The 20,432-nt window shown below is 62.2% G+C and carries 16 protein-coding genes; 3 read left to right on the forward strand and 13 right to left on the reverse strand.

Annotation, left to right across the window (positions count from 1 at the left end; genetic code table 11):
- Positions 1-38: 38 nt before the first annotated feature.
- From BLV18_RS02935 to dksA, 11 genes are all read right to left on the reverse strand, one after another.
- On the reverse strand, positions 39-1,055 hold the full coding sequence (locus BLV18_RS02935) for a class I SAM-dependent rRNA methyltransferase (protein ID WP_090356227.1): 1,017 nt from the start codon (positions 1,053-1,055) through the stop codon (positions 39-41).
- A gap of 110 nt (positions 1,056-1,165) precedes the next feature.
- On the reverse strand, positions 1,166-2,830 hold the full coding sequence (gene pgi, locus BLV18_RS02940; RefSeq protein WP_090356231.1) for a glucose-6-phosphate isomerase: 1,665 nt from the start codon (positions 2,828-2,830) through the stop codon (positions 1,166-1,168).
- A gap of 219 nt (positions 2,831-3,049) precedes the next feature.
- On the reverse strand, positions 3,050-3,919 hold the full coding sequence (panC, locus tag BLV18_RS02945; RefSeq protein ID WP_056845247.1) for a pantoate--beta-alanine ligase: 870 nt from the start codon (positions 3,917-3,919) through the stop codon (positions 3,050-3,052).
- Positions 3,916-4,716, reverse strand: a complete 801-nt coding sequence (panB, locus tag BLV18_RS02950) for a 3-methyl-2-oxobutanoate hydroxymethyltransferase (protein WP_090356233.1) — start codon at positions 4,714-4,716, stop codon at positions 3,916-3,918. The genes panC and panB overlap by 4 nt, the downstream gene beginning before the upstream one ends.
- Positions 4,717-5,057: 341 nt before the next feature.
- The gene (gene folK, locus BLV18_RS02955; protein ID WP_090356236.1) at positions 5,058-5,534 is read right to left on the reverse strand and encodes a 2-amino-4-hydroxy-6-hydroxymethyldihydropteridine diphosphokinase; all 477 of its coding nucleotides are present in this window, start codon (positions 5,532-5,534) and stop codon (positions 5,058-5,060) included.
- A 2-nt stretch (positions 5,535-5,536) separates the two neighbouring features.
- Positions 5,537-6,919 carry a polynucleotide adenylyltransferase PcnB gene (locus BLV18_RS02960; protein WP_049858681.1) on the reverse strand — a complete coding sequence of 461 codons (1,383 nt, stop codon included), beginning with the start codon at positions 6,917-6,919 and terminating at the stop codon, positions 5,537-5,539.
- A 706-nt stretch (positions 6,920-7,625) separates the two neighbouring features.
- The gene (locus BLV18_RS02965; protein ID WP_090356241.1) at positions 7,626-9,059 is read right to left on the reverse strand and encodes a sigma-54-dependent transcriptional regulator; all 1,434 of its coding nucleotides are present in this window, start codon (positions 9,057-9,059) and stop codon (positions 7,626-7,628) included.
- 22 nt (positions 9,060-9,081) lie between these two features.
- The gene (locus BLV18_RS02970) at positions 9,082-12,036 is read right to left on the reverse strand and encodes a sensor histidine kinase (RefSeq protein WP_162240103.1); all 2,955 of its coding nucleotides are present in this window, start codon (positions 12,034-12,036) and stop codon (positions 9,082-9,084) included.
- The gene (locus BLV18_RS02975; protein WP_003250005.1) at positions 12,020-12,196 is read right to left on the reverse strand and encodes a hypothetical protein; all 177 of its coding nucleotides are present in this window, start codon (positions 12,194-12,196) and stop codon (positions 12,020-12,022) included. Before BLV18_RS02975 ends, BLV18_RS02970 begins: the two co-directional genes overlap by 17 nt.
- A gap of 95 nt (positions 12,197-12,291) precedes the next feature.
- Positions 12,292-13,182, reverse strand: a complete 891-nt coding sequence (gene gluQRS, locus BLV18_RS02980; protein ID WP_090356244.1) for a tRNA glutamyl-Q(34) synthetase GluQRS — start codon at positions 13,180-13,182, stop codon at positions 12,292-12,294.
- A 64-nt stretch (positions 13,183-13,246) separates the two neighbouring features.
- Positions 13,247-13,690, reverse strand: coding sequence for an RNA polymerase-binding protein DksA (dksA, locus tag BLV18_RS02985; protein WP_049858684.1), 444 nt, complete (start codon positions 13,688-13,690; stop codon positions 13,247-13,249).
- A 244-nt stretch (positions 13,691-13,934) separates the two neighbouring features.
- Here dksA and BLV18_RS02990 point away from each other — a divergent pair, with 244 nt between their 5' ends.
- Both BLV18_RS02990 and sfsA read left to right on the forward strand, forming a co-directional pair.
- On the forward strand, positions 13,935-15,110 hold the full coding sequence (locus BLV18_RS02990; protein ID WP_090356247.1) for a pyridoxal phosphate-dependent aminotransferase: 1,176 nt from the start codon (positions 13,935-13,937) through the stop codon (positions 15,108-15,110).
- The gene (sfsA, locus tag BLV18_RS02995) at positions 15,107-15,814 is read left to right on the forward strand and encodes a DNA/RNA nuclease SfsA (RefSeq protein ID WP_090356249.1); all 708 of its coding nucleotides are present in this window, start codon (positions 15,107-15,109) and stop codon (positions 15,812-15,814) included. Before BLV18_RS02990 ends, sfsA begins: the two co-directional genes overlap by 4 nt.
- Positions 15,815-16,035: 221 nt before the next feature.
- Here sfsA and BLV18_RS03000 read toward each other — a convergent pair whose 3' ends face one another.
- Both BLV18_RS03000 and BLV18_RS03005 read right to left on the reverse strand, forming a co-directional pair.
- Positions 16,036-16,308: a TfoX/Sxy family protein gene (locus BLV18_RS03000; protein ID WP_090356251.1), complete on the reverse strand. Its 273-nt coding sequence runs from the start codon at positions 16,306-16,308 to the stop codon at positions 16,036-16,038.
- 125 nt (positions 16,309-16,433) lie between these two features.
- Positions 16,434-17,978 (reverse strand): bifunctional aminoglycoside phosphotransferase/ATP-binding protein, encoded by a 1,545-nt coding sequence (locus BLV18_RS03005; RefSeq protein WP_090356254.1) that lies wholly within the window; start codon positions 17,976-17,978, stop codon positions 16,434-16,436.
- A 119-nt stretch (positions 17,979-18,097) separates the two neighbouring features.
- Between BLV18_RS03005 and mrcB the strand changes: the two genes are divergently transcribed.
- Entirely contained in the window at positions 18,098-20,422 is a 2,325-nt protein-coding gene (gene mrcB, locus BLV18_RS03010) for a penicillin-binding protein 1B (RefSeq protein ID WP_090356258.1), read from the forward strand.
- Positions 20,423-20,432: the final 10 nt, after the last annotated feature.

Genomic DNA, 20,432 nt, shown 5'->3' on the forward strand with positions numbered 1-20,432 from the left:
CGTAAGTCATGGAATTTTCACCAGTTGATGTAGGAAAATTAGAAATTCAGGATCAGCGTCTTCAAGGGTGGCTGACCGTCGCTGGATGGAAAATCAGCGGCTGGGGCCAGTACCGAGTATTCACGTACAGGTCGACCGGCTTTCTCGGCGCAGCGCAGCACCTGATCGCGCCAGTCGTCAAGGTTGACCTTCGCCAGGTTGTTGCAGCAGACCAGTACACCGTTCTCGGCCGTGGCGAGAATCGCTGGTTTGAGCAGGCTCTGATAATCGCGCAGCAGATCGACCGTACCGAATGCACTTTTCGCCCAGGCTGGCGGATCGAGAAAGACCAAGTCGTACTGACGCTGCGGCAAGCGCGGGTAGGCTGGCAGCTTCTGGCCTCTGCGCGCGGTGATCGGCAGCCCGGCCAACTGGCGTATGGCCGGGAAATAGTCCGACTGGATGAACTGCATGGGCGCAAGCTCGGGGTTCAGCGCTCCGTTCTCGGCACCGACCGCCAGGTTGCCTTCGGCAAAGTCCAGGTTGCACACCTCACGGGCACCGCCTGCCGCTGCACTCAGGCCAACGCCGCAGGTGTAGGCGAACAGGTTCAACACGCTTTTGCCGGCACTGTGCTGCTTGACCCAGCCACGCGCATTGCGCAGGTCGAGAAACAGCAACGGGTCCTGGCCAGGATGACGGCCACGCACGCGATAGTTCAGGCCCCATTCACGTCCAACCAGATCCACCAGCGCGGCGTCTTCGGCGCGATACACCGTGTCTTCCCGATCAATCCGCGAATTGCCCCGTGACCGGTCGTTGTACACCAGCAGTAGCGGTGTCTGCAGATGCTGCTCGACCGCACCGTGCAAGGCCAACAGGTCTTCACGCTCCAGCGTCTGGTGGAAGCTTTGCACCAGCAACTGTGGGCCATAGCGGTCGACGGTCAGGCCACCGGCGCCTTCTTGGCTGCCGTGGAACAGGCGATAGCAATCGGTACCCTGTTCATGCAGTGGGTCGAGCAATGACGAACGAGCGTCGAGGGCGGCGCGCAGCGCTTGGATCAAAGCGGGCATGCACGGCGCCTGACGAAAAAAGGAGGGTGGCAATTCTACCTCAATTGCCCGGTGCCGCGAGGGATCGCACGGTCGCGGCGCTGTCCAGCAGCGTCGCGACCGTGTGAGGGTCAGCCGCGGTGACGGCCGCGGAAGTAGTTGATCAGGCCTTGGGTCGAAGCATCTTCGGCAGTCGTTTCGTTTTCACCGATCAGACGCTGGTAGACACCCTTGCCCAGTTCCTTGCCCAGTTCCACGCCCCACTGATCGAAGGCATTGATGCCCCACAGCACGCTCTGCACGAACACCTTGTGTTCATACATTGCAACCAGCGCGCCCAGGCGACGTGGGCTGATGCGCTCGACCACCAGGGTGTTGCTCGGACGGTTACCGGGAATGACCTTGTGCGGCGCCAGCTTCTGCACGTCCTCCTCGGCCATGCCGCGTTCGCGCAGTTCGGCTTCCGACTCGCTGCGGCTCTTGCCCAGCATCAGCGCCTGGCTCTGCGACAGGCAGTTGGCGAACAGCCACTGATGGTGGTCGGCAACCGGGTTGAAGCTCACTACCGGAACGATGAAGTCGGCCGGAATCATGTGGGTGCCTTGATGCAGCAGCTGGTGATAGGCGTGCTGACCGTTGCAGCCGACGCCGCCCCAGATGACCGGGCCGGTGTCGATGTTCACCGGCGTGCCGTCCTGGCGTACGCTCTTGCCGTTGGATTCCATATCCAATTGCTGCAGGTGCTTGGTGATGTTGCGCAGGTAGTGGTCGTACGGCAGGATCGCGTGGCTCTTGGCATCCCAGAAGTTGCCGTACCACACGCCCAGCAGGGCCAGCAGCACCGGCATGTTCTGTTCGAACGGTGCCGACTGGAAATGCTGGTCCATGGTGTAGGCGCCCGACAGCAGCTCCTTGAAGTTGGCCATGCCGATCGACATGGCGATCGGCAAGCCGATGGCCGACCACAGCGAATAGCGCCCACCCACCCAGTCCCACATCGGGAAGATGTTTTCCTCGCGGATACCGAACTCCACAGCGGCGGCATTGTTGCTCGACACGGCGATGAAGTGACGGTACAGCTCGGCTTCCGAACCACCCTGTGCCAGGTACCAGCCCCGCGCGGCCTGGGCGTTCTTCAAGGTTTCCAGGGTGCTGAACGACTTGGAGGAGACGATGAACAGGGTCGTCTCGGCACGCAGCTTGGCCGACAGCTCGTGGAATTCGCTGCCGTCGATGTTGGCCAGGTAATGACAGCGCACGCCTTTCTGCGCGTATGGCAGGAGGGCTTCGGACACCAGCTCAGGGCCGAGGAAGGAGCCACCGATACCGATGTTCACCACGTCGGTGATCGGCTTCTCGGTATAGCCGCGCCACAGGCCGTCATGGATGCGCGTGACCAGCTCGGTGATCTGGTTGAGAACCTTGTGCACGTCCGGCATCACGTTGACGCCATTGACGTTGAGCTTGTCGCCTACCGGACGGCGCAGAGCGGTGTGCAGAGCCGGGCGACCTTCGGAAGCATTGAGCAGCTCGCCGGCGAACATAGCCTTGATGGCGCCTTGCAGATCCACTTCGTTGGCCAGCTCGACCAGCAGGTCGCGGGTCTGCGTGTCGATCAGGTTTTTCGAATAGTCGAGGAACAGGCCGCAGGCGCTCAGGGAGAAATGCTCGAAACGCTGAGGGTCGGCGTTGAAGGCATCGCGCATGCTGAAGTCTTGCATGGCAGCGCGGTGCTGGGTTAGCGCCTGCCAAGCGGGCAGGGTAGTCACATCGTGCGGGGTTCGGTAGTACGCCATCGCTGCAAATTTCCTTTTTCTTGAACTGCCTTTGGACATTGGAACGCTCGGCCGGTTGCGTGCCTGTTGCATCAAAAGATCCAACAGGCGGCCAGGGTCATTGCGGGCCACTGATCGGCTGCCAATGCACGGTTCGGACGCTGCACCACCTTAAACCGCCGCGCGCATTCTGTCTGCGCCTAGTGGCCGGTGCGTGAACGACTTTCGAGCGGTCGCGGTTCAGCCGTGCTGAGGATCGTGATCGAGGTCCAGGTGCAGGTTGTCGATCAATCGCGTGGTACCCAGGTTCGCCGCGACCAGAATGACCAGATCGCGGTCATCGGCAGTGGCCGGCCGCAGGGTCAGTGCGTGGCGTACTTCCAGGTACTCGGGCACGAAGCCCGCTTGGGCAATGACTTGCCTGGCCTGGTCCAGCAGCAGCGGATAGTCGCGACGGCCCTGGCTGATCTGTGCCGCTACCTGGCTGAGCACCTGGTACAGCAACGGTGCCTGGGCGCGTTGTTCTTCGCTCAGATAACCATTGCGCGACGACAGCGCCAGGCCGTCTTCGGCACGCACGGTCGGCTCACCGATAATCTGGATCGGCATGTTGAGATCGCGCACCAGCGCCCGAATGACCGCCAGTTGCTGATAGTCCTTCTGACCAAAGACGGCCAGATCTGGCTGGACCATGTTGAACAGCTTGCTGACTACCGTCGCCACGCCTTCGAAGTGGCCAGGACGGCTGGTGCCGCACAGACCTTCGGACAATTGCGGAACGCTCACACGGGTCTGCCCGGCCATGCCGTCGGGGTACATCTCGGCAGCCGAAGGTGCGAACAGCAGACTGCAGCCTGCCTGCACTAGCCGCTCCTGATCGGCAGCCAGGGTACGCGGGTACTTGTCCAGATCTTCGCTGGGGCCGAACTGCAACGGGTTGACGAAGATACTGGCCACTACGAAATCGACACGCTGGGTGGCCTTGGCGACCAGCGCCGCATGGCCGCTGTGCAGGTTGCCCATGGTCGGCACCAGGCCGATACGCTTGCCTTCGCCACGAGCGCGGGCCACGGCGGCGCGCAGTTCACGGACGGTCTTGACGGTGTTCATGAGGCGAATCCATGTTCAGGTGCAGGGAAATCAACCGCCTTGACGGCGCTCACATAGGCGCGCAGGGCGCCTTGAATATCGCTCTGCCCGGTCATGAAGTTTTTCACGAAGCGTGGCACGCGGCCGCTCAACGACAGCCCGAGCATGTCGTGCAGTACCAAAACCTGGCCATCCACGGCGCTGCCGGCGCCGATGCCGATGACCGGGATCTTCACCGCCTGGGCAATGTCGGCTGCCAGTTCGACGGGCACGCACTCGAGCAGCAGCATGGCCGCGCCGGCCTGTTCCAGGGCGATGGCATCGGCACGCATCTGGCGTGCCTGGATATCCTGGCGTCCCTGCACCTTGTAGCCGCCGAGCAGGTTGACCGATTGTGGGGTCAGGCCCAGGTGGACACACGCGGGAACACCCCGCTCGGCGAGCAGGCGGACCGGCTCGGCGAGCCAGGCAGCCCCTTCGAGCTTGACCATGTGTGCCCCGGCCTGCATCAGCAAAGCGCTGTTGGCCAGCGTTTGCTCGCTGGTGGCATAGGCCATGAAAGGCAGGTCGGCCACGATGAACGCGCCTTGGTTGCCACGTTTAACGCTGCCCACATGGTAGGCCACGTCGGCAACGGTCACGGGCAATGTGCTGTCATGCCCCTGCAAAACCATGCCCAGCGAATCGCCCACGAGCAACACTTCGACACCCGCCGCACAGGCGGCGTGGGCGAATGTTGCGTCGTAGCAGGTCAGCATGGTGATCTTTTCACCCTTGAGCTTGAGGCTCTGCAGGGTGGTCAGGGTGATTTCGGGCATGAAAAAAATCCTCGGACTGGCGCTGTGTCGACACAACATCATCTGTCGTGATGTTTGGAAACCCACGCATAAACGTTGGTTTCGCGCCGTTTGGCACCTCAGGGTGCAACGGGCCGCCTATAGTCGTGAGCACGACCGGGGAAGTCAATTGGGTTTAGGGCCTCTTCGCGGGCAGAGCCCACTCCCACAGGTCCGCGCGGAAGTCACTTATTTGTGCCCGGAGCCCAATCCCCAAGTCCATGTGGAAGCCACTTCTTTGTGCCTGTAACCCAATCCAACACGTTCTTTGTGGGAGCGGGGCGGGCGGCGAGCCATCTGCCCGCGAAGAGACCTCACCGACGCTACAGCTTCTCCAGCCCCACGAACGGGCAGGCAGCCAGAAGCGCGCGCAGGCTGCGGCCATCGGCCAATACGAATGCCTCGTCCACCAGCTCGGCCAACGGATACAGCACGAACGCGCGTGCGTGCAGATGGTAGTGCGGCACCTTGAGGCGAGGCTCGTCGATCACCCGATCGGCATAGGTGATGATGTCCAGGTCCAGAGTACGCGGCCCCCAGCGCTCGCCACGCTCACGGCCTTGATCGCTCTCGATCGCCTGCAGTGCGTCGAGCAATGCCAGTGGGGCCAGCTCGGTGTCCAGCGCCGCCACGGCATTGGTGTAGCGAGGCTGGCCGGGCAGCAGTGAGTCGCTGGTATAGAACGATGAAGTTTCGACCAGTCGGGTATCCGGCAGCCCAGCCATGGCCTGCAGGGCATCACGCAGTTGCCGTTGCGGGCTGTCCAGATTGCTGCCCAGCCCGATGTGTACCCGCGCCATGCTTATTCGTCGGCCTCGCCACGCTTGCTGCGTTTGGCGCCGGTACGACGACGCTTGCGTGGTGCGCCAGACTCGTCCTTGCCACCCAGGTCGGCGATCATGTCGCGGCGTTCACTGTCGTTGCAGTCCTGATAATCGGTCCACCATTCGCCCAGGCCATCGGTTTCTTCGCCGGCCTTTTCGCGCAGCAACAGGAAGTCGTAGCCGGCGCGGAAACGTGGATTGTCGAGCAACAGGTCGGCGCGCTTGCCACTGCGTCGCGGCAGACGTTCCTGCATGTCCCAGATCTCGCGGATTGGAATGGTGAAACGTTTGGGAATGGCGACGCGTTGGCACTGTTCGGCAATCAGCTCGTGCGCTGCTTCCTGCATTGCCGGAATCGGTGGCATGCCGCGGCTTTGCAGGCGCAGTACACGCGCCGGCAGCGCCGGCCAGAGCAGGGCGGCGAACAGGAAAGCCGGGGTGACCGGCTTGCCTTGCTTGATGCGCAGGTCGGTGTTGCGCAGCGCCTCGCTGATCAGCGTGTGCGTGTAGGTCGGCGTGTCTTCCAGAGCCTGAGTGGTGGCCGGGAACAGCGAGTCGAACAGTTGCAGATCGACCAGCATCTCGAAGGTATCGGCCGCGTAGCCGGACAGGAACAGCTTGAGCACTTCCTCGAACAGACGCGCCGACGGTATCTCGCGCAGCATCGGCGCCAGTTCGCGAATCGGCGCAGCGGTGTGCTTCTCGATGCCGAAGTCCAGCTTGGCGGCGAAGCGCACGGCGCGCAGCATCCGCACCGGATCCTCCTGATAGCGCTGGGTCGGATCGCCGATCAGGCGAATCAGGCGGTTGCGCACATCGTGCACGCCATTGGCGTAGTCCAGGATCCGTTCGCTGACCGGATCGTAGTACAAGGCATTGATGGTCAGGTCGCGGCGCTGGGCGTCGTCTTCCAGGGTGCCGTAGACGTTGTCGCGCAGGATGCGCCCGCTTTCGCTGCTGGAGGAGCGATGGACATCCTGCTCGTCATCCTCTTCCGGATGATTGGCACGGAAGGTTGCGACTTCGATGATCTCGCGGCCGAAATGGATGTGTACGAGCTTGAAGCGCCGGCCAATCACGCGTGCGTTGCGGAACTCGGCACGGACCTGCTCGGGCGTGGCGCTGGTGGCGACGTCGAAATCCTTGGGCACGATGCCCAGCATGAGGTCACGTACGCAACCGCCTACCAGATAGGCCTGATAACCCGCGCTCTGCAGGCGCTCGACGATGCCCACGGCGTGGCGGCTGAACTGGCTGCGTTGCAGCGAGTGTTGACCAGCATTGAGCACTTCGGGCGTGGTGCGCCGGTGCTGCGGGTGACGCGCGGGAGTATTCAAAGACTTGAACAGCTTCTTCAGCATGGGATGCACTGTTTGAAGGGATTTTCGGCCATATACGAAGAACGACCGCATGATGGGCGGGGATTCTAGCATTTAGTCGAGGGATGGTGTAGGAGGCAGCGCCGGTCGGCGCAAGCGGCAGGACAAAAGCCGGAAACTACAAGGGGAGCCGAAGCTCCCCAAGAAGTAGTTGCGTGCTCTGTTTTTATTTTTTGTCGGGCTTCTTGTTTTTGTTGAGTGCCCTGTCCACCGAACCTGGGTTCGGGGGTGGCTCCCTATTCGGGAGCAAGAGCAAACGGATTGCTTTGGTCGCTGTGCTGTGATGATCGCGGTGATCCAACCAGTTCTGGCTTCTGCTTCAAAGCAGTTGTTGTAGTTCTCTGCCTGGCTGCGGGTTTCCCCAAAAACAACGCCTCTCCAAAAGAATCAGTTAGCTGCGCCTCCGCCGTGTTGTTCTTGTTATGCGTGAGTCGATTCGTCTTGTTCTTGTTATGGGTTTGCTTGCTTGTTGTTGTTCTTGTACCAGAGATATAGCAGGTCCCATGCCAACTTTTGCGAGTCCCTGTAGAACGGGGCTTTGCGGGTAAAAGGCCGGTGGTCGAGGGTCAGAATCGACCCGGGATTCGTTACCGATGGAACCGTGTTTTGTTACGTCGCAGGCCTAGGGTAACAGTTTGTCACGGCTACCCGTCAAGCCGCGAAACCCGCGGGCTAGAGCTGAAACGTATCAGCTTTCACTGGCCACACTCGACTTGCGCCGCGGGATGCCCAGGCGCTGTCGACGCTCCCACAGACACTTGCGGCTGACGCCCAATTTGCGCGCCAACTCGGTCTCGGTCATGTGGTCTTGATGCTCCAGCACGAAGTGCTGGAAATAATCTTCCAGAGAAAGATCTTCGGTGGGGTCGTGAGCGGTGTTGTTCGCCCCGTTCGGTTGGGAAGGCAGGCCAACGAAGTCATCGGTGTCCTGCAGATCGGCGAGTTCGATGTCGATGCCCAGCAGCTCGGCCGATATCTCGGTGCTCTCGCTAAGGATCACCGAGCGCTCGACGGCGTTTTCCAGTTCGCGCACGTTGCCCGGCCAGGAATACTGCCGAATCGCCTGCTCGGCATCGGCGGCGAAACGCAGGTCGGTACGTCCGATCCGGGCGCTCTGGCGAATCAGGAACGCCTTGGCGATCTCGCCGACATCGGCACCACGCTCGCGCAATGGCGGCAGCTTCAGCGCGATCACGTGCAGGCGGTAGTAGAGGTCCTCACGGAACTGGCCCAGCTTGGCCAGGCTTTTCAGGTCGCGGTGAGTCGCGGCAATCAGACGAACGTCGACTTTCTGCGACTGTACCGAGCCCACGCGGCGAATCTCGCCTTCCTGCAGGACCCTGAGCAGGCGTGCCTGAGCCTCCAGGGGCAGCTCGCCGATCTCGTCGAGAAACAGCGTTCCGCCATCGGCGGCTTCGACCAGTCCGGCACGCCCGGCGCTGGCGCCGGTGAAGGCACCTTTCTCATGGCCGAACAGTTCGGACTCGATCAAGGTTTCCGGGATCGCGGCACAGTTGACCGAGATCATCGGTGCCTTCGCACGTTTGGACAGGTTATGCAGGGCCCGAGCGACCAGTTCCTTGCCGGTGCCGGACTCGCCCTGGATCAACACGTTCGAATCGGTCGGCGCCACCTTGCGGATCTTGCTGTAGAGATCCTGCATGGGCGGGCAGGAGCCGATGATGCCAATATCGCCATTGGCGTTCTGCGCGGCTGGTTTGTCGGCGCCTGGCTTGCTTGCCGGTCGTTCGACGGCCTCCGCCGGTGCGCTTTGCCGATCGCGCAGGATGCGTGCGGCAGCCTGAAGCATTTCATCGTGATCGAAGGGCTTGGCGATGTAGTCCACCGCGCCCATCTTCATCGAGTCGACCGCCGAGCGCAGGCTGGCGTAGCTGGTCATGATGAGTACCGGAGTGCCTTCGCCCAGCTTGATCAGCTCGGTGCCTGGCGCACCGGGCAGGCGCAGGTCGCTGATGATCAGGTCGAACGATGGAATGCTGAACCGCTCCTGTGCTTCCTGCACGGAGCCGGCCTCACTGACCTGGTACTGGTTGCGTTCGAGCAGGCGACGCAGGGCAGATCGAATGATGGTTTCGTCTTCGACGATCAAAATATGCGGCATTGATTCTATTCTCTCGACGGTCTCAGTTCACAGCGGACGTCGCTTCGACATGACGCGGCAATGTCACCCGAATCCGGGTACCGCGCTGGCTCTGGATATCGGCCGGGCTGTCGATGGTGATCTGTCCATAATGCTCTTCAACGATGGAATAGACCAGAGCGAGCCCCAGTCCGGTCCCTTCGCCCGGATCCTTGGTGGTGAAGAACGGTTCGAATAACCGGTCCATGATGTTTTTGGGAATGCCGCTGCCCTCGTCTTCGACGATGAGGTCGACGGTCTGTTCGCTGGCCTCGGTCTTGACGCGTACCGCGCCGCCGGCCACCGAGGCGTCCCGCGCATTGGACAACAGATTGATCAGCACCTGTGCCAGGCGTTGTGGATCGCCCACGGCCCAGTGCTCGGGGTCGCACAGGTTGTAGAACTGGATCTCGAAGTTGCGGCGATTCAGGGCCAGCAGGCCAATGGCATCCTGGGCCACCTGGGCCAGATTGACCGGCTCATCGCTGTGCTGGTGGCCACCGGCATGGGCGAAGCTCATCAGCGACTGGACGATGCGCGACACGCGTTTGGTCTGTTCGAGAATCTGGCTGCTCAGTTCGGTGATCTCGGCGTCTTCCTCGCGCTCTTCGCGCAGGTTCTGCGCCAGGCAGGCGATGCCGGTGATCGGGTTGCCGATCTCGTGGGCCACCCCGGCCGCCAGCCTGCCGATGCTGGCCAGGCGTTCGGAATGCACCAGCTTGTCTTCGAGCATTTGCGTTTCGGTCAGATCCTCGACCAGCACCACCAGGCCACTGTTGCCCGGTGCCAGTGGCTCATCGATGGCGGCCTTGTGCAGGTTCAGCCAACGGGTCTGCCCATCCAGAGCCAGGCGCTGCTTGTGCAAGTGTTCGTCGGGCACGTTGATGAAGTCGATCAGCAGGCTGCGCCATGGCTGGCTGATCGTTACCAGGCGCGAGCCGACCACGTGCTGGGCAGGCACGCCGGTCAGGTCCTCCATGGCCTTGTTCCACATCAGGATCTCCTGATCCTTGGCCAGCGAGCAGACGCCCATGGGCAATTCCTGCAGGGTCTGGCGGTGGTAGCGACGCAGCGCATCCAGCTCGGCGGCCAGGCCGGTCAGGCGCGAGTGGTAGTCTTCCAGGCGGCTTTCGATGAAGTGGATGTCTTCGGTCACATAGTTTTCGCTGCCCGACTTGTAGGGCAAAAACGTCTCGACCATGTCCTGGGCCACGCTGGGGCCCATGAGGCCGGACAGGTTGGCCTCGATCCGGTCACGCAGACGGCGCAAGGCGTAGGGCCGTCGCTCGTCGAAGGGCAGGTAGAGATCACGCAGGGCTTGTTCCACCTCCCGCTGGGCAGCCTTGGCGCCCAGCGGTTTGGCCAGCTGCGTGGCGAACTCCTGGGGCGAGGCGGCGTGCAGCTCGCGGCGCTGCGGGCGGCGTACGTTGTCCACCGCACAGGCTTCGGCGGCGCTGACTTCTTCAGTGCTGGCGGCGGTGAACAGCGAGATCAGCGTGAACAGCAAGACGTTGGCCGCCAGCGAAGCAATGGCTGCCATATGCCAACTGGTGTCGTCGAGCACGTAGATCATGTTCAAGCGCGGAATGTAGAAGCCTTGCAGGTTGCCGATCAGCGGCAGCAGCATGGTAACCATCCAGACCGCCATGCCTGCCAACAGACCGGCGATGAATCCGCGGCGATTGGCCGTGGGCCAGTACAGCACCGACAGCACACCCGGCAGGAACTGCAGCGTGGCCACGAAAGCGACGATGCCCAGGTGAGCCAGGTCCTGCTTGGCGCCCAGCAGCAGGTAGAAGGCATAGCCGGCCATGATGATGGCGACGATCAAGGCTCGACGCGTCCACTTCAGCCAGCGGTAGATATTGCCCTCGGCCGGCGGCTGGTACAGCGGTAGCACCAGGTGGTTGAGCATCATGCCCGACAGCGCCAGGGTGGTGACGATGATCAGTCCACAGGACGCAGAGAGCCCGCCGACGTACGCCAGCAGCGCCAGCGCCTGACTGTTGGCGGCGATGCCGACCCCCAGCGTGAAGAATTCCGGGTTGGTGGTGACGCCCAAGCGCAGACCGGCCCAGAGGATCAGCGGCACCGCCAGACTCATCAGCAACAGGAACAGCGGCAGCCCCCAACTGGCGCTGACCAGCGCACGGGGGTTGAGGTTCTCGGTAAAGACCATGTGGTACATGTGCGGCATGACGATCGCCGACGCGAAGAACACCAGCAGCAGCGTGCGCCAGGGCCCCTCTTGCAGGGGCGCATGCAGCGAAGCCAGCGCGGTCTGGTTCTGCAGTAACCATTGCTCCAGATCGTGCGGCCCGTCGAATACACCGTACAGGGCGTACAGGCCGATACCGCCCACCGCGATCAGCTTGATCACCGATTCGAAGGCAATGGCGAACACCAGTCCCTCGTGCTTCTCGCGGGTCGCGATATGACGCGAGCCGAAAAAGATCGTGAACAAAGTGATGAGCACGCAGAAGCTCAACGCCACTCGATTCTGCACCAGCTCGCCGGTCATGATGCCAATGGAATCGGCAACCGCTTGAATCTGCAGCGCCAGCAACGGCAGTACGCCGACCAGCATGAACACGGTAGTCAGCGCGCCGGCCCAGGTGCTGCGGAAGCGAAAGGCGAACAGGTCGGCCAGCGATGACAGCTGATAGGTGCGCGTGACCTTGAGTATCGGATACAGCAGCACCGGCGCCAGCAGAAACGCGCCGGACACTCCCAGGTAGCAGGCCAGAAAACCATAGCCATACTGATAGGCCAGGCCAACCGTGCCATAGAATGCCCAGGCGCTGGCGTAGACGCCCAGTGACAGGGTGTAGGTCAACGGATGGCGAATGATCGCCCGCGCGATCATGCCGCGTTCGCTGACCCAGGCTACCGCGAACAGCACCAGCAGGTAGGCCGCGCTGACCAGCAACATCTGGGTAAGGCTAAAGCTCATCGGCATCACGCTGGCTCTGCAGGATAAAGGTCACCACGATCAGAATCAGCCATAGCAGGTAGGGTCGATACCACGCACCGGTGGGCTCGATCCACCAGTCCATGATGGCGGGGGAGAACAGGTAGATCCCCACCACCAGAAGCAGGACCAATCGATAGATGTACATGCTGGCCTCGGGGTAGGGTCGTGTGCAAAAACGGTGCGGCGATGGTAGCGGATCGGCGTGTCGCTGCGAAGGGGCGGGTATGACCCGGCTGCCGATCACTCGCCCAGCTGCGCCTCTGCCACCGTGCGCACACGGGGAATCGCATCACTGTTCCAATGCGCCACGCCCCAGCCCAGCACATCCTGAACGCTGCCGTCGGCCAGATCGGCCTCAGGTGCCTGGCCCAGCGCGCGCAGGGCACGCACCAGCAGGGGAGCTGCCTGATCCGGATCCAGGGGAGGAGATCGGTAACTTTTGCCCAGCTTGTTGCCATCGGGCTGGATGATCAGAGGGACATGCAGGTACCGCGGTTGCGGCAATCCCAGCAACTCCTGCAGATACAGATGGCGCGGTGTCGAATCCAGTAGGTCGGCACCGCGAACGATATCCGTCACCCCCTGCCAGGCATCGTCCAGCACCACCGCCAGTTGATAGGCATACAGACCGTCGCGACGACGGATGACGAAGTCCCCCGACTCGCGGCCCAAATGCTGCGAATACGCACCCTGCACTCGGTCCTCGAAGCGATACAGCAGTTCCGGAACGCGCACGCGGATGGCTGCATCCTCGGTCGTGTGCCCGGCATTGCGACAGGTGCCGGGATAGATGCCTTGATAGGGTTCCAGCTGTTTGCGCGAGCAGGTACAGGCATAGGCAAGCCCCTGCGTGAGCAAGCGGTCGATTACCTGCTGGTAGGCGGCATGACGCAGGCTCTGATAGACCACCTCGCCATCCCAGTGCAACCCGTAGCTGTCCAGCGTCTGGAGGATGGCTGCCTGGGCACCGGCGACTTCCCGCGGCGGATCGAGGTCCTCCATGCGCACCAGCCAGCGACCACCCGCAGCGCGGGCGTCCAGCCAGGACGCCAGGGCGGCCACCAGGGAGCCGAAATGCAGGTAGCCGCTCGGAGTCGGGGCGAAGCGACCTATATAAGGAGGGGTTGTCATGGGCGCAGGATTCTACGGGCAATACAGATACAAAGGGGCGCCGTGGCGCCCCTTTGTCGACAGGTCATTTGCCGACCTGTTTTTCCTTGATTTCCGCCAAGGTCTTGCAGTCGATGCACAGATCGGCGGTCGGACGTGCCTCAAGGCGGCGAATGCCGATCTCGATGCCGCAGGATTCGCACCAGCCGTACTCTTCGTCTTCGATCAACTGCAGCGTCTTGTCGATCTTCTTGATCAACTTGCGTTCGCGATCGCGAGCGCGCAATTCGAGGCTGAATTCCTCTTCCTGACTGGCCCGATCGGCCGGGTCAGGAAAGTTGGCGGCTTCGTCCTTCATGTGGTCGACGGTGCGATCCACTTCCTGCATCAAGTCCTGTTTCCACTTGTTCAGGATCTTGGTGAAGTGAGCACGCATCGGCTTGCCCATGTACTCCTCGCCCTTCGTCGGAACGTAGGGAGCGAAACCGGACAAGTTGCCAGTGTTTTGTTGCTTTTCATTGGTGGGCATGAATCAACCGCCTCTCGCTCTACTAATCCATTGCGCAGGATGATCCTTCTCCGGCACCCGCCGGCCCTGCGACTGCAAGCCGGCGAACTTACCAGATCGAACCAGCACGCGCTACTCCCGGTTGTCGTGCCTGGAACGCCTGCGTCGCAGGCACGATGTGGTGGCTTTCGATCGCGCGTTCAGTGAAACGTTCGATGCGAAGGTTCGGTAGAATCCGCTTTTTTCGCTGCCACAAGGAATACCCATGGCTCCGCTCTACAGCGCACGCAGTCGCGCCATCGAACCGTTTCACGTGATGGCGCTACTGGCCCGGGCCAATGAACTGCAGAGCCAGGGGCACGATGTGATCCACCTGGAAATTGGCGAGCCGGACTTCACCACGGCCGCCCCCATCGTTGCTGCCGGACAGGCCGCATTGGCCGCCGGGCATACCCGCTATACCGCTGCACGGGGGCTGCCGGCGCTGCGCGAAGCCATCGCCGGGTTCTATCGACAGCGCTACGGCCTGGACATCGATCCCCAGCGCATCATGATAACCCCGGGCGGCTCGGGCGCCTTGTTGCTGGCGGCCAGCCTGCTGGTCGATCCCGGCAAGCACTGGCTTCTGGCTGACCCCGGCTACCCGTGCAATCGGCATTTCCTGCGCCTGGTCGAAGGTGCTGCCCAACTGGTCCCGGTGGGTCCTGAGCAGCGTTATCAACTCAACGCCCAGCTGGTGGCGCAGCATTGGGACGAGCACAGCGTCGGCGCCTTGGTAGCGTCCCCGGCCAACCCCACCGGCACGTTACTGAGTCGCGACGAATTGCGTGCCTTGAGCCAGGCCGTGAAGGGCCGCCAGGGCCATCTTGTGGTCGACGAGATCTATCACGGTTTGACCTATGGCACGACCGCAGCCAGTGTGCTGGAAGTGGATGACGATGCCTTCGTCCTAAATAGTTTTTCCAAGTATTTCGGGATGACCGGTTGGCGCCTCGGCTGGCTGGTTGCACCCCCTCAGGCTATCCCCGAACTGGAAAAACTGGCGCAGAACCTGTACATCAGCGCCCCGAGCATGGCGCAGCATGCGGCACTGGCCTGCTTCGAGCCGGCCACGCTGGAGATCTTCGAACAGCGCCGCGAAGCATTCGGCCAGCGCCGCGATTATCTGTTGCCTGCGCTGCGCGACTTGGGCTTCGCCATTGCCGTCGAGCCTGAAGGCGCTTTCTACCTGTACGCCGATATCAGTGCATTCAGCGACGATGCCTTCACATTCTGCCAATACTTCCTGGAAACCGAGCATGTGGCATTCACGCCGGGGCTGGACTTCGGTCGTCACAAAGCGGGCCACCATGTCCGCTTCGCCTACACCCAGAGCCTTCCACGTCTGGAACAGGCCGTGGCGCGGATCGCTCGTGGCCTGCAAAGCTGGCAGGCAAGATGATCTTCTCGCCGGCCCTGGAACAAGGGCGTCTGATCCAGCGCTACAAGCGGTTTCTTGCCGACATCGAGCTTGAAAACGGCGAGCGGCTGACCATCCACTGCCCCAATACCGGCTCGATGCTCAACTGCATGATGCCTGGCGGTCGCGTCTGGTTCACGCGTTCGAGCGACCCCAAGCGCAAGTTACCGGGTACCTGGGAGATCAGTGAAACGCCGCAGGGCCGATTGGCCTGCATCAATACTGCGCGGGCCAATGCACTGGTAGAGGAAGCGTTGATCGCCGGCCGGATAGTGGAGCTGGCCGGATTCTCTGCACTCAAGCGCGAGGTGCCCTATGGCCAGGAGCGCAGCCGTATCGACTTCCGTCTGGATTACCCGGATTGCTGCGCGTGGGTCGAAGTGAAGAGCGTAACCCTGGGCTTCGCCGACAGCCGCATCGCAGCGTTCCCCGATGCCGTGACCCAGCGAGGCGCCAAGCACCTGCGTGAATTGGCCGCGCTGGCCCGCAGCGGCGTGCGCGCTGTGCAGCTGTATTGCGTCAACATCGATGGCGTGGACGCCGTAAGACCGGCGTCGGAGATCGACGCAGGCTACGCGCTGGCGTTGCGCCAGGCGGTGGATGCCGGTGTCGAGGTGTTGGCCTATGGTGTGCATCTGGATTCCCACGAGATCGTCATCGACCGTTCTCTGCCGGTGATCTTGTAACCCTCGTGGGGCAGGGCGCTATGGATCTCCGGGCAAAAAAAGACCCGGCAAAGTGCCGGGTCAATAACCGTGATTAGCCTGATGAGGAGACATCTGAAAGTCCGAACCAAGGGCCTTCCAGAGATCACCAGTCTCGCGACTGGATGTGATAATCATAACGATTCTCATTTAAGAGTCAAGCGCTCTGCGCATTTATTTGCATCGGCCGTGCAAAATGGTCGCTAAGACCTGCCCGGAGGCAGCAGGGCCGCGACCTGACGGTTCAGGCTCTGCTTGCGTTCGCATGACAGTTCGCTCCAGTGCACATCCCGCAATGCTCCCTCGATCGCGTAGAGAAGCACCTTCGAAGCGCGAAAGCCGCGATGCCTCACCGCGCAGTACGCCTGTACGGCACCTGCCCGGCGAAGATCGGTAGCATTGTGGATACCGACAGCATGAAGCCATTGAGCGGAGGTCTTGCCCAGATTCTTCAGGGCCAGAAGTTCATCGGTCATCAAACCTCCTGGCGTCGGCCAAGGCATGAGAGGGGGGACGATGGGGCAGGCAGCAGCAAACAGTGTAGTGGCGGCAGACCGGCGTGCTGCGTGGCCGGTCTGTTCGGATCGAGCGCTACAGTGTGTTACAGCCCTGGCAGGCGTTGGCGGATCTGCTCCACCAGTTTGTCCAGACTGCCGCTTTCATGGGTTTCCACGCGACGGGTCTGCAGCAGCTCGGCCTCGCTCAAGGGTTCGCGGCTCGCCTGCTGAGCGTCGATCACCGCCTGGGTGGCATCGGAAGGGTCGTCGGAGTGGGCCTGACGCTGCTGCAGCCAGCTGGAAATCACCGCTGCCGGCGCGTTGCAATCCAGGATCAGGAACGGCACCCCGGTGGACTCGGCGATCTGCGCCGCTGCCGCGCGTTGCTCGGCTTTGAGGTACGTCGCGTCTATCACCACCGGCAGGCCGGCGCGCAGTACGTGTTCCGCCAGCTTGTGCAGGTGCAGGTAAGTCGCTTCGCTGGTGCTGGCGTCATACAGGCCCGTCTCGGCGGTCTGGGTGCCGAACAGGCGCTTGCGCTCCACGTCCGAGCGCAGGCGGATCGCACCCAGCGCCTCGACCAGGCGCAGGGCGACGTGACTCTTGCCCACTGCCGATACGCCGCTGGTTATGGCCAGGAAGCGCGAAGGGATAGCGCTGTAGCTTTCCGCCAGGTTGGCGTAGTTGCGGTACTGGCGCAGCGTCGTTGCACGCTGTACGCCGGTGGCGTCCGGCGACAGGCTGAACAGCGCCACCTTGGCCCGCACCAGCGCCCGGTAGGCCTTGTAGAAGTTCAGCAACTCAAGGCCCTGATAGTCTCCGGTCAATTCCAGGTATTGGCTGATAAAGCGCCGCGCCAGGCTCTTCAACCCGCGGTCTTCCAGGTCCATGGCCAGGAAGGCGATGTCGGCATAGACGTCGGTGAACCGGAACGGCTCGTTGAACTCGATGCAGTCGAAGATCACCACTTCGCCATCGATGACGGTAGCGTTGCCCAGGTGGATGTCACCGTGGCACTCGCGGATGAACCCGTCTTGCTTGCGCAGCGCCAGCAGCGGTTCCAGGCGCACATAGCTGCTTTGTGCCCAGGCCTGCAAGGCATCCAGCTGGGCCAGGTCATCCTTGTCGGTGAGGAACGGGCGAATCTGTTCGAAGTTCTGTTCGACCGGAGCCATCGCCGCCTTCGGCGTGCCGGCTTCGTGCGTATCGGCGACCACGGGGGCCGCACGATGGAAGTCGGCAATCTGCCGTGCCAGCGAATCCACATGCGCCTGGGTCAGTTCACCGTTGGCCTGCAGCGTGCTCAACAGATTCCCACCCTCGAACTGGCGCATCTGCAGTGCGTACTCGATCGGCTCACCTTCGCCGCCCAGCACAGGTGCTTCCGCGCTGCCGGTGATCGGCAGCACCTGCAGGTACAGGTCGGAGGTCAGGCGCTGATTGAGGCGCAGCTCTTCGGCGCAGAAGTGGGCGCGGTCGGCCAGCTCGGAGAAGTCCAGAAAGCCGAAGTTCATCGGTTTCTTGATCTTGTAGGCGTAGGGGCCGGTCAGTATCACCCAGGAAATGTGCGTCTCGATGACCTGGAACCCTTCCACCGGATGCGGGTACAGGGCCGGGTCTTGCAGGGCGGCGATCAGGGTCTGGCTCACAGGCGATCCTTCATAGGCTGGGATGATTTCAAGGCCGTCATTATGGCCAGTGTCTGCGGTGATGCAAACCGCCAACGGTCCCTGCCCGCGACAAATCAAAGTGCGTATAATCCGCCGCCATGACTCGAACCCGATCTTCCCGTACCCCTAAAAAACCCCCATCTGGCGGCTTGCGCACCTGGCTCGGCTGGGGCCTCAAGCTGGGCCTGGTAGGCCTGGTGATCCTCGCCGGCTTTGCCGTCTACCTGGACGCCGTGGTCCAGGAGAAATTCTCCGGCAAGCGCTGGACCATCCCGGCCAAGGTGTACGCCCGCCCGCTGGAGTTGTTCGTCGGCCAGAAGCTGGCCAAGAATGATTTCCTGACCGAGCTCGATGCGCTCGGCTACCGTCGGCAAACCACCGTCGATGGCCCGGGCACCGACTCGGTCAATGGCAATACGGTCGACCTGAACACCCGTGGCTTCCAGTTCTACGAAGGGCTGGAACAGCCCCAGGCCGTGCGTGTGAAGTTCTCCGGCGATTACGTCTCGGAACTCAGCGGCAGCGGTGGCAAGAAGGTCGCAGTAGTGCGTCTCGAACCGTTGCTGATCGGTGGCCTGTACCCGAAAAACCTCGAGGACCGCATTCTGATCAAGCTCGATCAAGTGCCACCTTATCTGCTCGACACCCTGGTGACCGTCGAGGATCGCGACTTCTACCACCATTTTGGCGTCTCGCCCAAGTCCATCGCCCGCGCCATCTGGGTCAATACTTCTTCCGGCGCCATGCGCCAGGGTGGCAGTACCCTGACCCAGCAGTTGGTGAAGAACTTCTACCTGACCAACGAGCGCAGCCTGACCCGCAAGCTGACCGAAGCGATGATGGCGGTGCTGCTGGAATTGCACTACGACAAGGGTGAAATCCTCGAGGCCTATCTCAACGAGGTTTTCGTCGGCCAGGACGGCCAGCGCGCCGTGCACGGCTTCGGTCTGGCCAGCCAGTTCTTCTTCAGTCAGCCGTTGTCCGAGCTCAAGCTGCACCAGGTGGCATTGCTGGTGGGTATGGTCAAAGGCCCGTCCTCCTATAACCCGCGGCGCAATCCCGAGCGGGCCCTGGAACGCCGCAACCTGGTGCTCGATCTGCTGGCACAGCAGGGCGTAGCGACTCAGGAAGCGGTCGACGCCGCCAAGAAGATGCCCTTGGGCGTGACCAAGCGCGGCAGCCTAGCCGACAGCTCGTTCCCCGGCTTCCTCGACTTGGTCAAGCGCCAGTTGCGCGACGATTATCGCGACGAAGACTTGACCGAAGAAGGCCTGCGGATCTTCACCAGTTTCGACCCGATCCTGCAGATGAAGGCCGAATCGTCGGTTACCGACACCTTCAAACGCCTGGCCGGGCGCAAAGGCGCCGATGAAGTCGAGGCGGCCATGGTCGTGACCAACCCCGAAAGCGGCGAAGTGCAGGCCTTGGTCGGCAGCCGCGTACCGGGTTTCGCCGGTTTCAATCGCGCGCTCGATGCAGTGCGTCCCATCGGCTCGCTGATCAAGCCGGCGGTGTACCTGACCGCGCTTGAGCAGCCTAGCAAATACACTCTGACCAGTTGGGTGCAGGACGTACCGTTTTCGGTCAAGGGCGCAGACGGTCAGATCTGGAAGCCGCAGAACTACGAACGCAATTCCAATGGTACGGTGTTCCTGTATCAGGGCCTCGCCCATTCCTACAACCTGTCGACGGCCCGCCTGGGCCTGGATCTGGGCGTGCCCAACGTGCTCAAGACCCTCGGCAAGCTGGGCGTACAGGTCGATTGGCCCCCCTACCCGTCGATGTTGCTGGGGGCGGGCGGCCTGGCGCCGATGCAGGTGGCAACCATGTACCAGACCTTGGCCAATGGCGGTTTCAATACGCCGATGCGGGGCATCCGCAGCGTGCTCACGGCCGAAGGTGAGCCGCTCAAGCGCTACCCGTTCCAGATCCAGCAGCGCTTCGACCCGGCCTCCATCTACCTGATCCAGAACGCCATGCAGCGGGTGATGCGCGAAGGCACCGGACGTTCGGTCTACAACGTGCTGCCGAGCAATCTGAATCTGGCCGGCAAGACCGGCACCAGTAACGACTCGCGCGACAGCTGGTTCGCCGGCTTCAGTCAGGACGTGTTGGCCGTGGTCTGGTTGGGCCGTGACGATAATGGCAAGACACCGTTCACCGGTGCCACCGGTGCGCTGCAGGTCTGGACCAGCTTCATGAAGAAAGCCGATCCGCTGCCACTGGATACCCCTGTCCCGGAAAACGTGGTGCAGGCCTGGGTCGACGCCAAGACCGGACAGGGCTCGGACGCAAGCTGCCCCAACGCTGTGCAGATGCCGTATATTCGTGGCAGCGAACCGACTCCAGGCACCGCATGCGGCGGCGCCAATCCAGCCACCGACGATTCGGTGATGGACTGGGTCAAAGGCTGGTTGAACTAAGCGAAGGGGA

Origin of the sequence: Pseudomonas coleopterorum, assembly GCF_900105555.1 — a bacterium.
Lineage (GTDB): Bacteria > Pseudomonadota > Gammaproteobacteria > Pseudomonadales > Pseudomonadaceae > Aquipseudomonas > Aquipseudomonas coleopterorum.

What these genes read in the sequence shown, in the direction of transcription:
- BLV18_RS02935 (WP_090356227.1), bottom strand. Translation starts at nt 1,055, where the DNA reads ATGCCCGCTTTGATCCAAGCGCTGCGCGCCGCCCTCGACGCTCGTTCG.
- pgi (WP_090356231.1), bottom strand. Translation starts at nt 2,830, where the DNA reads ATGGCGTACTACCGAACCCCGCACGATGTGACTACCCTGCCCGCTTGG.
- panC (WP_056845247.1), bottom strand. Translation starts at nt 3,919, where the DNA reads ATGAACACCGTCAAGACCGTCCGTGAACTGCGCGCCGCCGTGGCCCGC.
- panB (WP_090356233.1), bottom strand. Translation starts at nt 4,716, where the DNA reads ATGCCCGAAATCACCCTGACCACCCTGCAGAGCCTCAAGCTCAAGGGT.
- folK (WP_090356236.1), bottom strand. Translation starts at nt 5,534, where the DNA reads ATGGCGCGGGTACACATCGGGCTGGGCAGCAATCTGGACAGCCCGCAA.
- BLV18_RS02960 (WP_049858681.1), bottom strand. Translation starts at nt 6,919, where the DNA reads ATGCTGAAGAAGCTGTTCAAGTCTTTGAATACTCCCGCGCGTCACCCG.
- BLV18_RS02965 (WP_090356241.1), bottom strand. Translation starts at nt 9,059, where the DNA reads ATGCCGCATATTTTGATCGTCGAAGACGAAACCATCATTCGATCTGCC.
- BLV18_RS02970 (WP_162240103.1), bottom strand. Translation starts at nt 12,036, where the DNA reads ATGCCGATGAGCTTTAGCCTTACCCAGATGTTGCTGGTCAGCGCGGCC.
- BLV18_RS02975 (WP_003250005.1), bottom strand. Translation starts at nt 12,196, where the DNA reads ATGTACATCTATCGATTGGTCCTGCTTCTGGTGGTGGGGATCTACCTG.
- gluQRS (WP_090356244.1), bottom strand. Translation starts at nt 13,182, where the DNA reads ATGACAACCCCTCCTTATATAGGTCGCTTCGCCCCGACTCCGAGCGGC.
- dksA (WP_049858684.1), bottom strand. Translation starts at nt 13,690, where the DNA reads ATGCCCACCAATGAAAAGCAACAAAACACTGGCAACTTGTCCGGTTTC.
- BLV18_RS02990 (WP_090356247.1), top strand. Translation starts at nt 13,935, where the DNA reads ATGGCTCCGCTCTACAGCGCACGCAGTCGCGCCATCGAACCGTTTCAC.
- sfsA (WP_090356249.1), top strand. Translation starts at nt 15,107, where the DNA reads ATGATCTTCTCGCCGGCCCTGGAACAAGGGCGTCTGATCCAGCGCTAC.
- BLV18_RS03000 (WP_090356251.1), bottom strand. Translation starts at nt 16,308, where the DNA reads ATGACCGATGAACTTCTGGCCCTGAAGAATCTGGGCAAGACCTCCGCT.
- mrcB (WP_090356258.1), top strand. Translation starts at nt 18,098, where the DNA reads ATGACTCGAACCCGATCTTCCCGTACCCCTAAAAAACCCCCATCTGGC.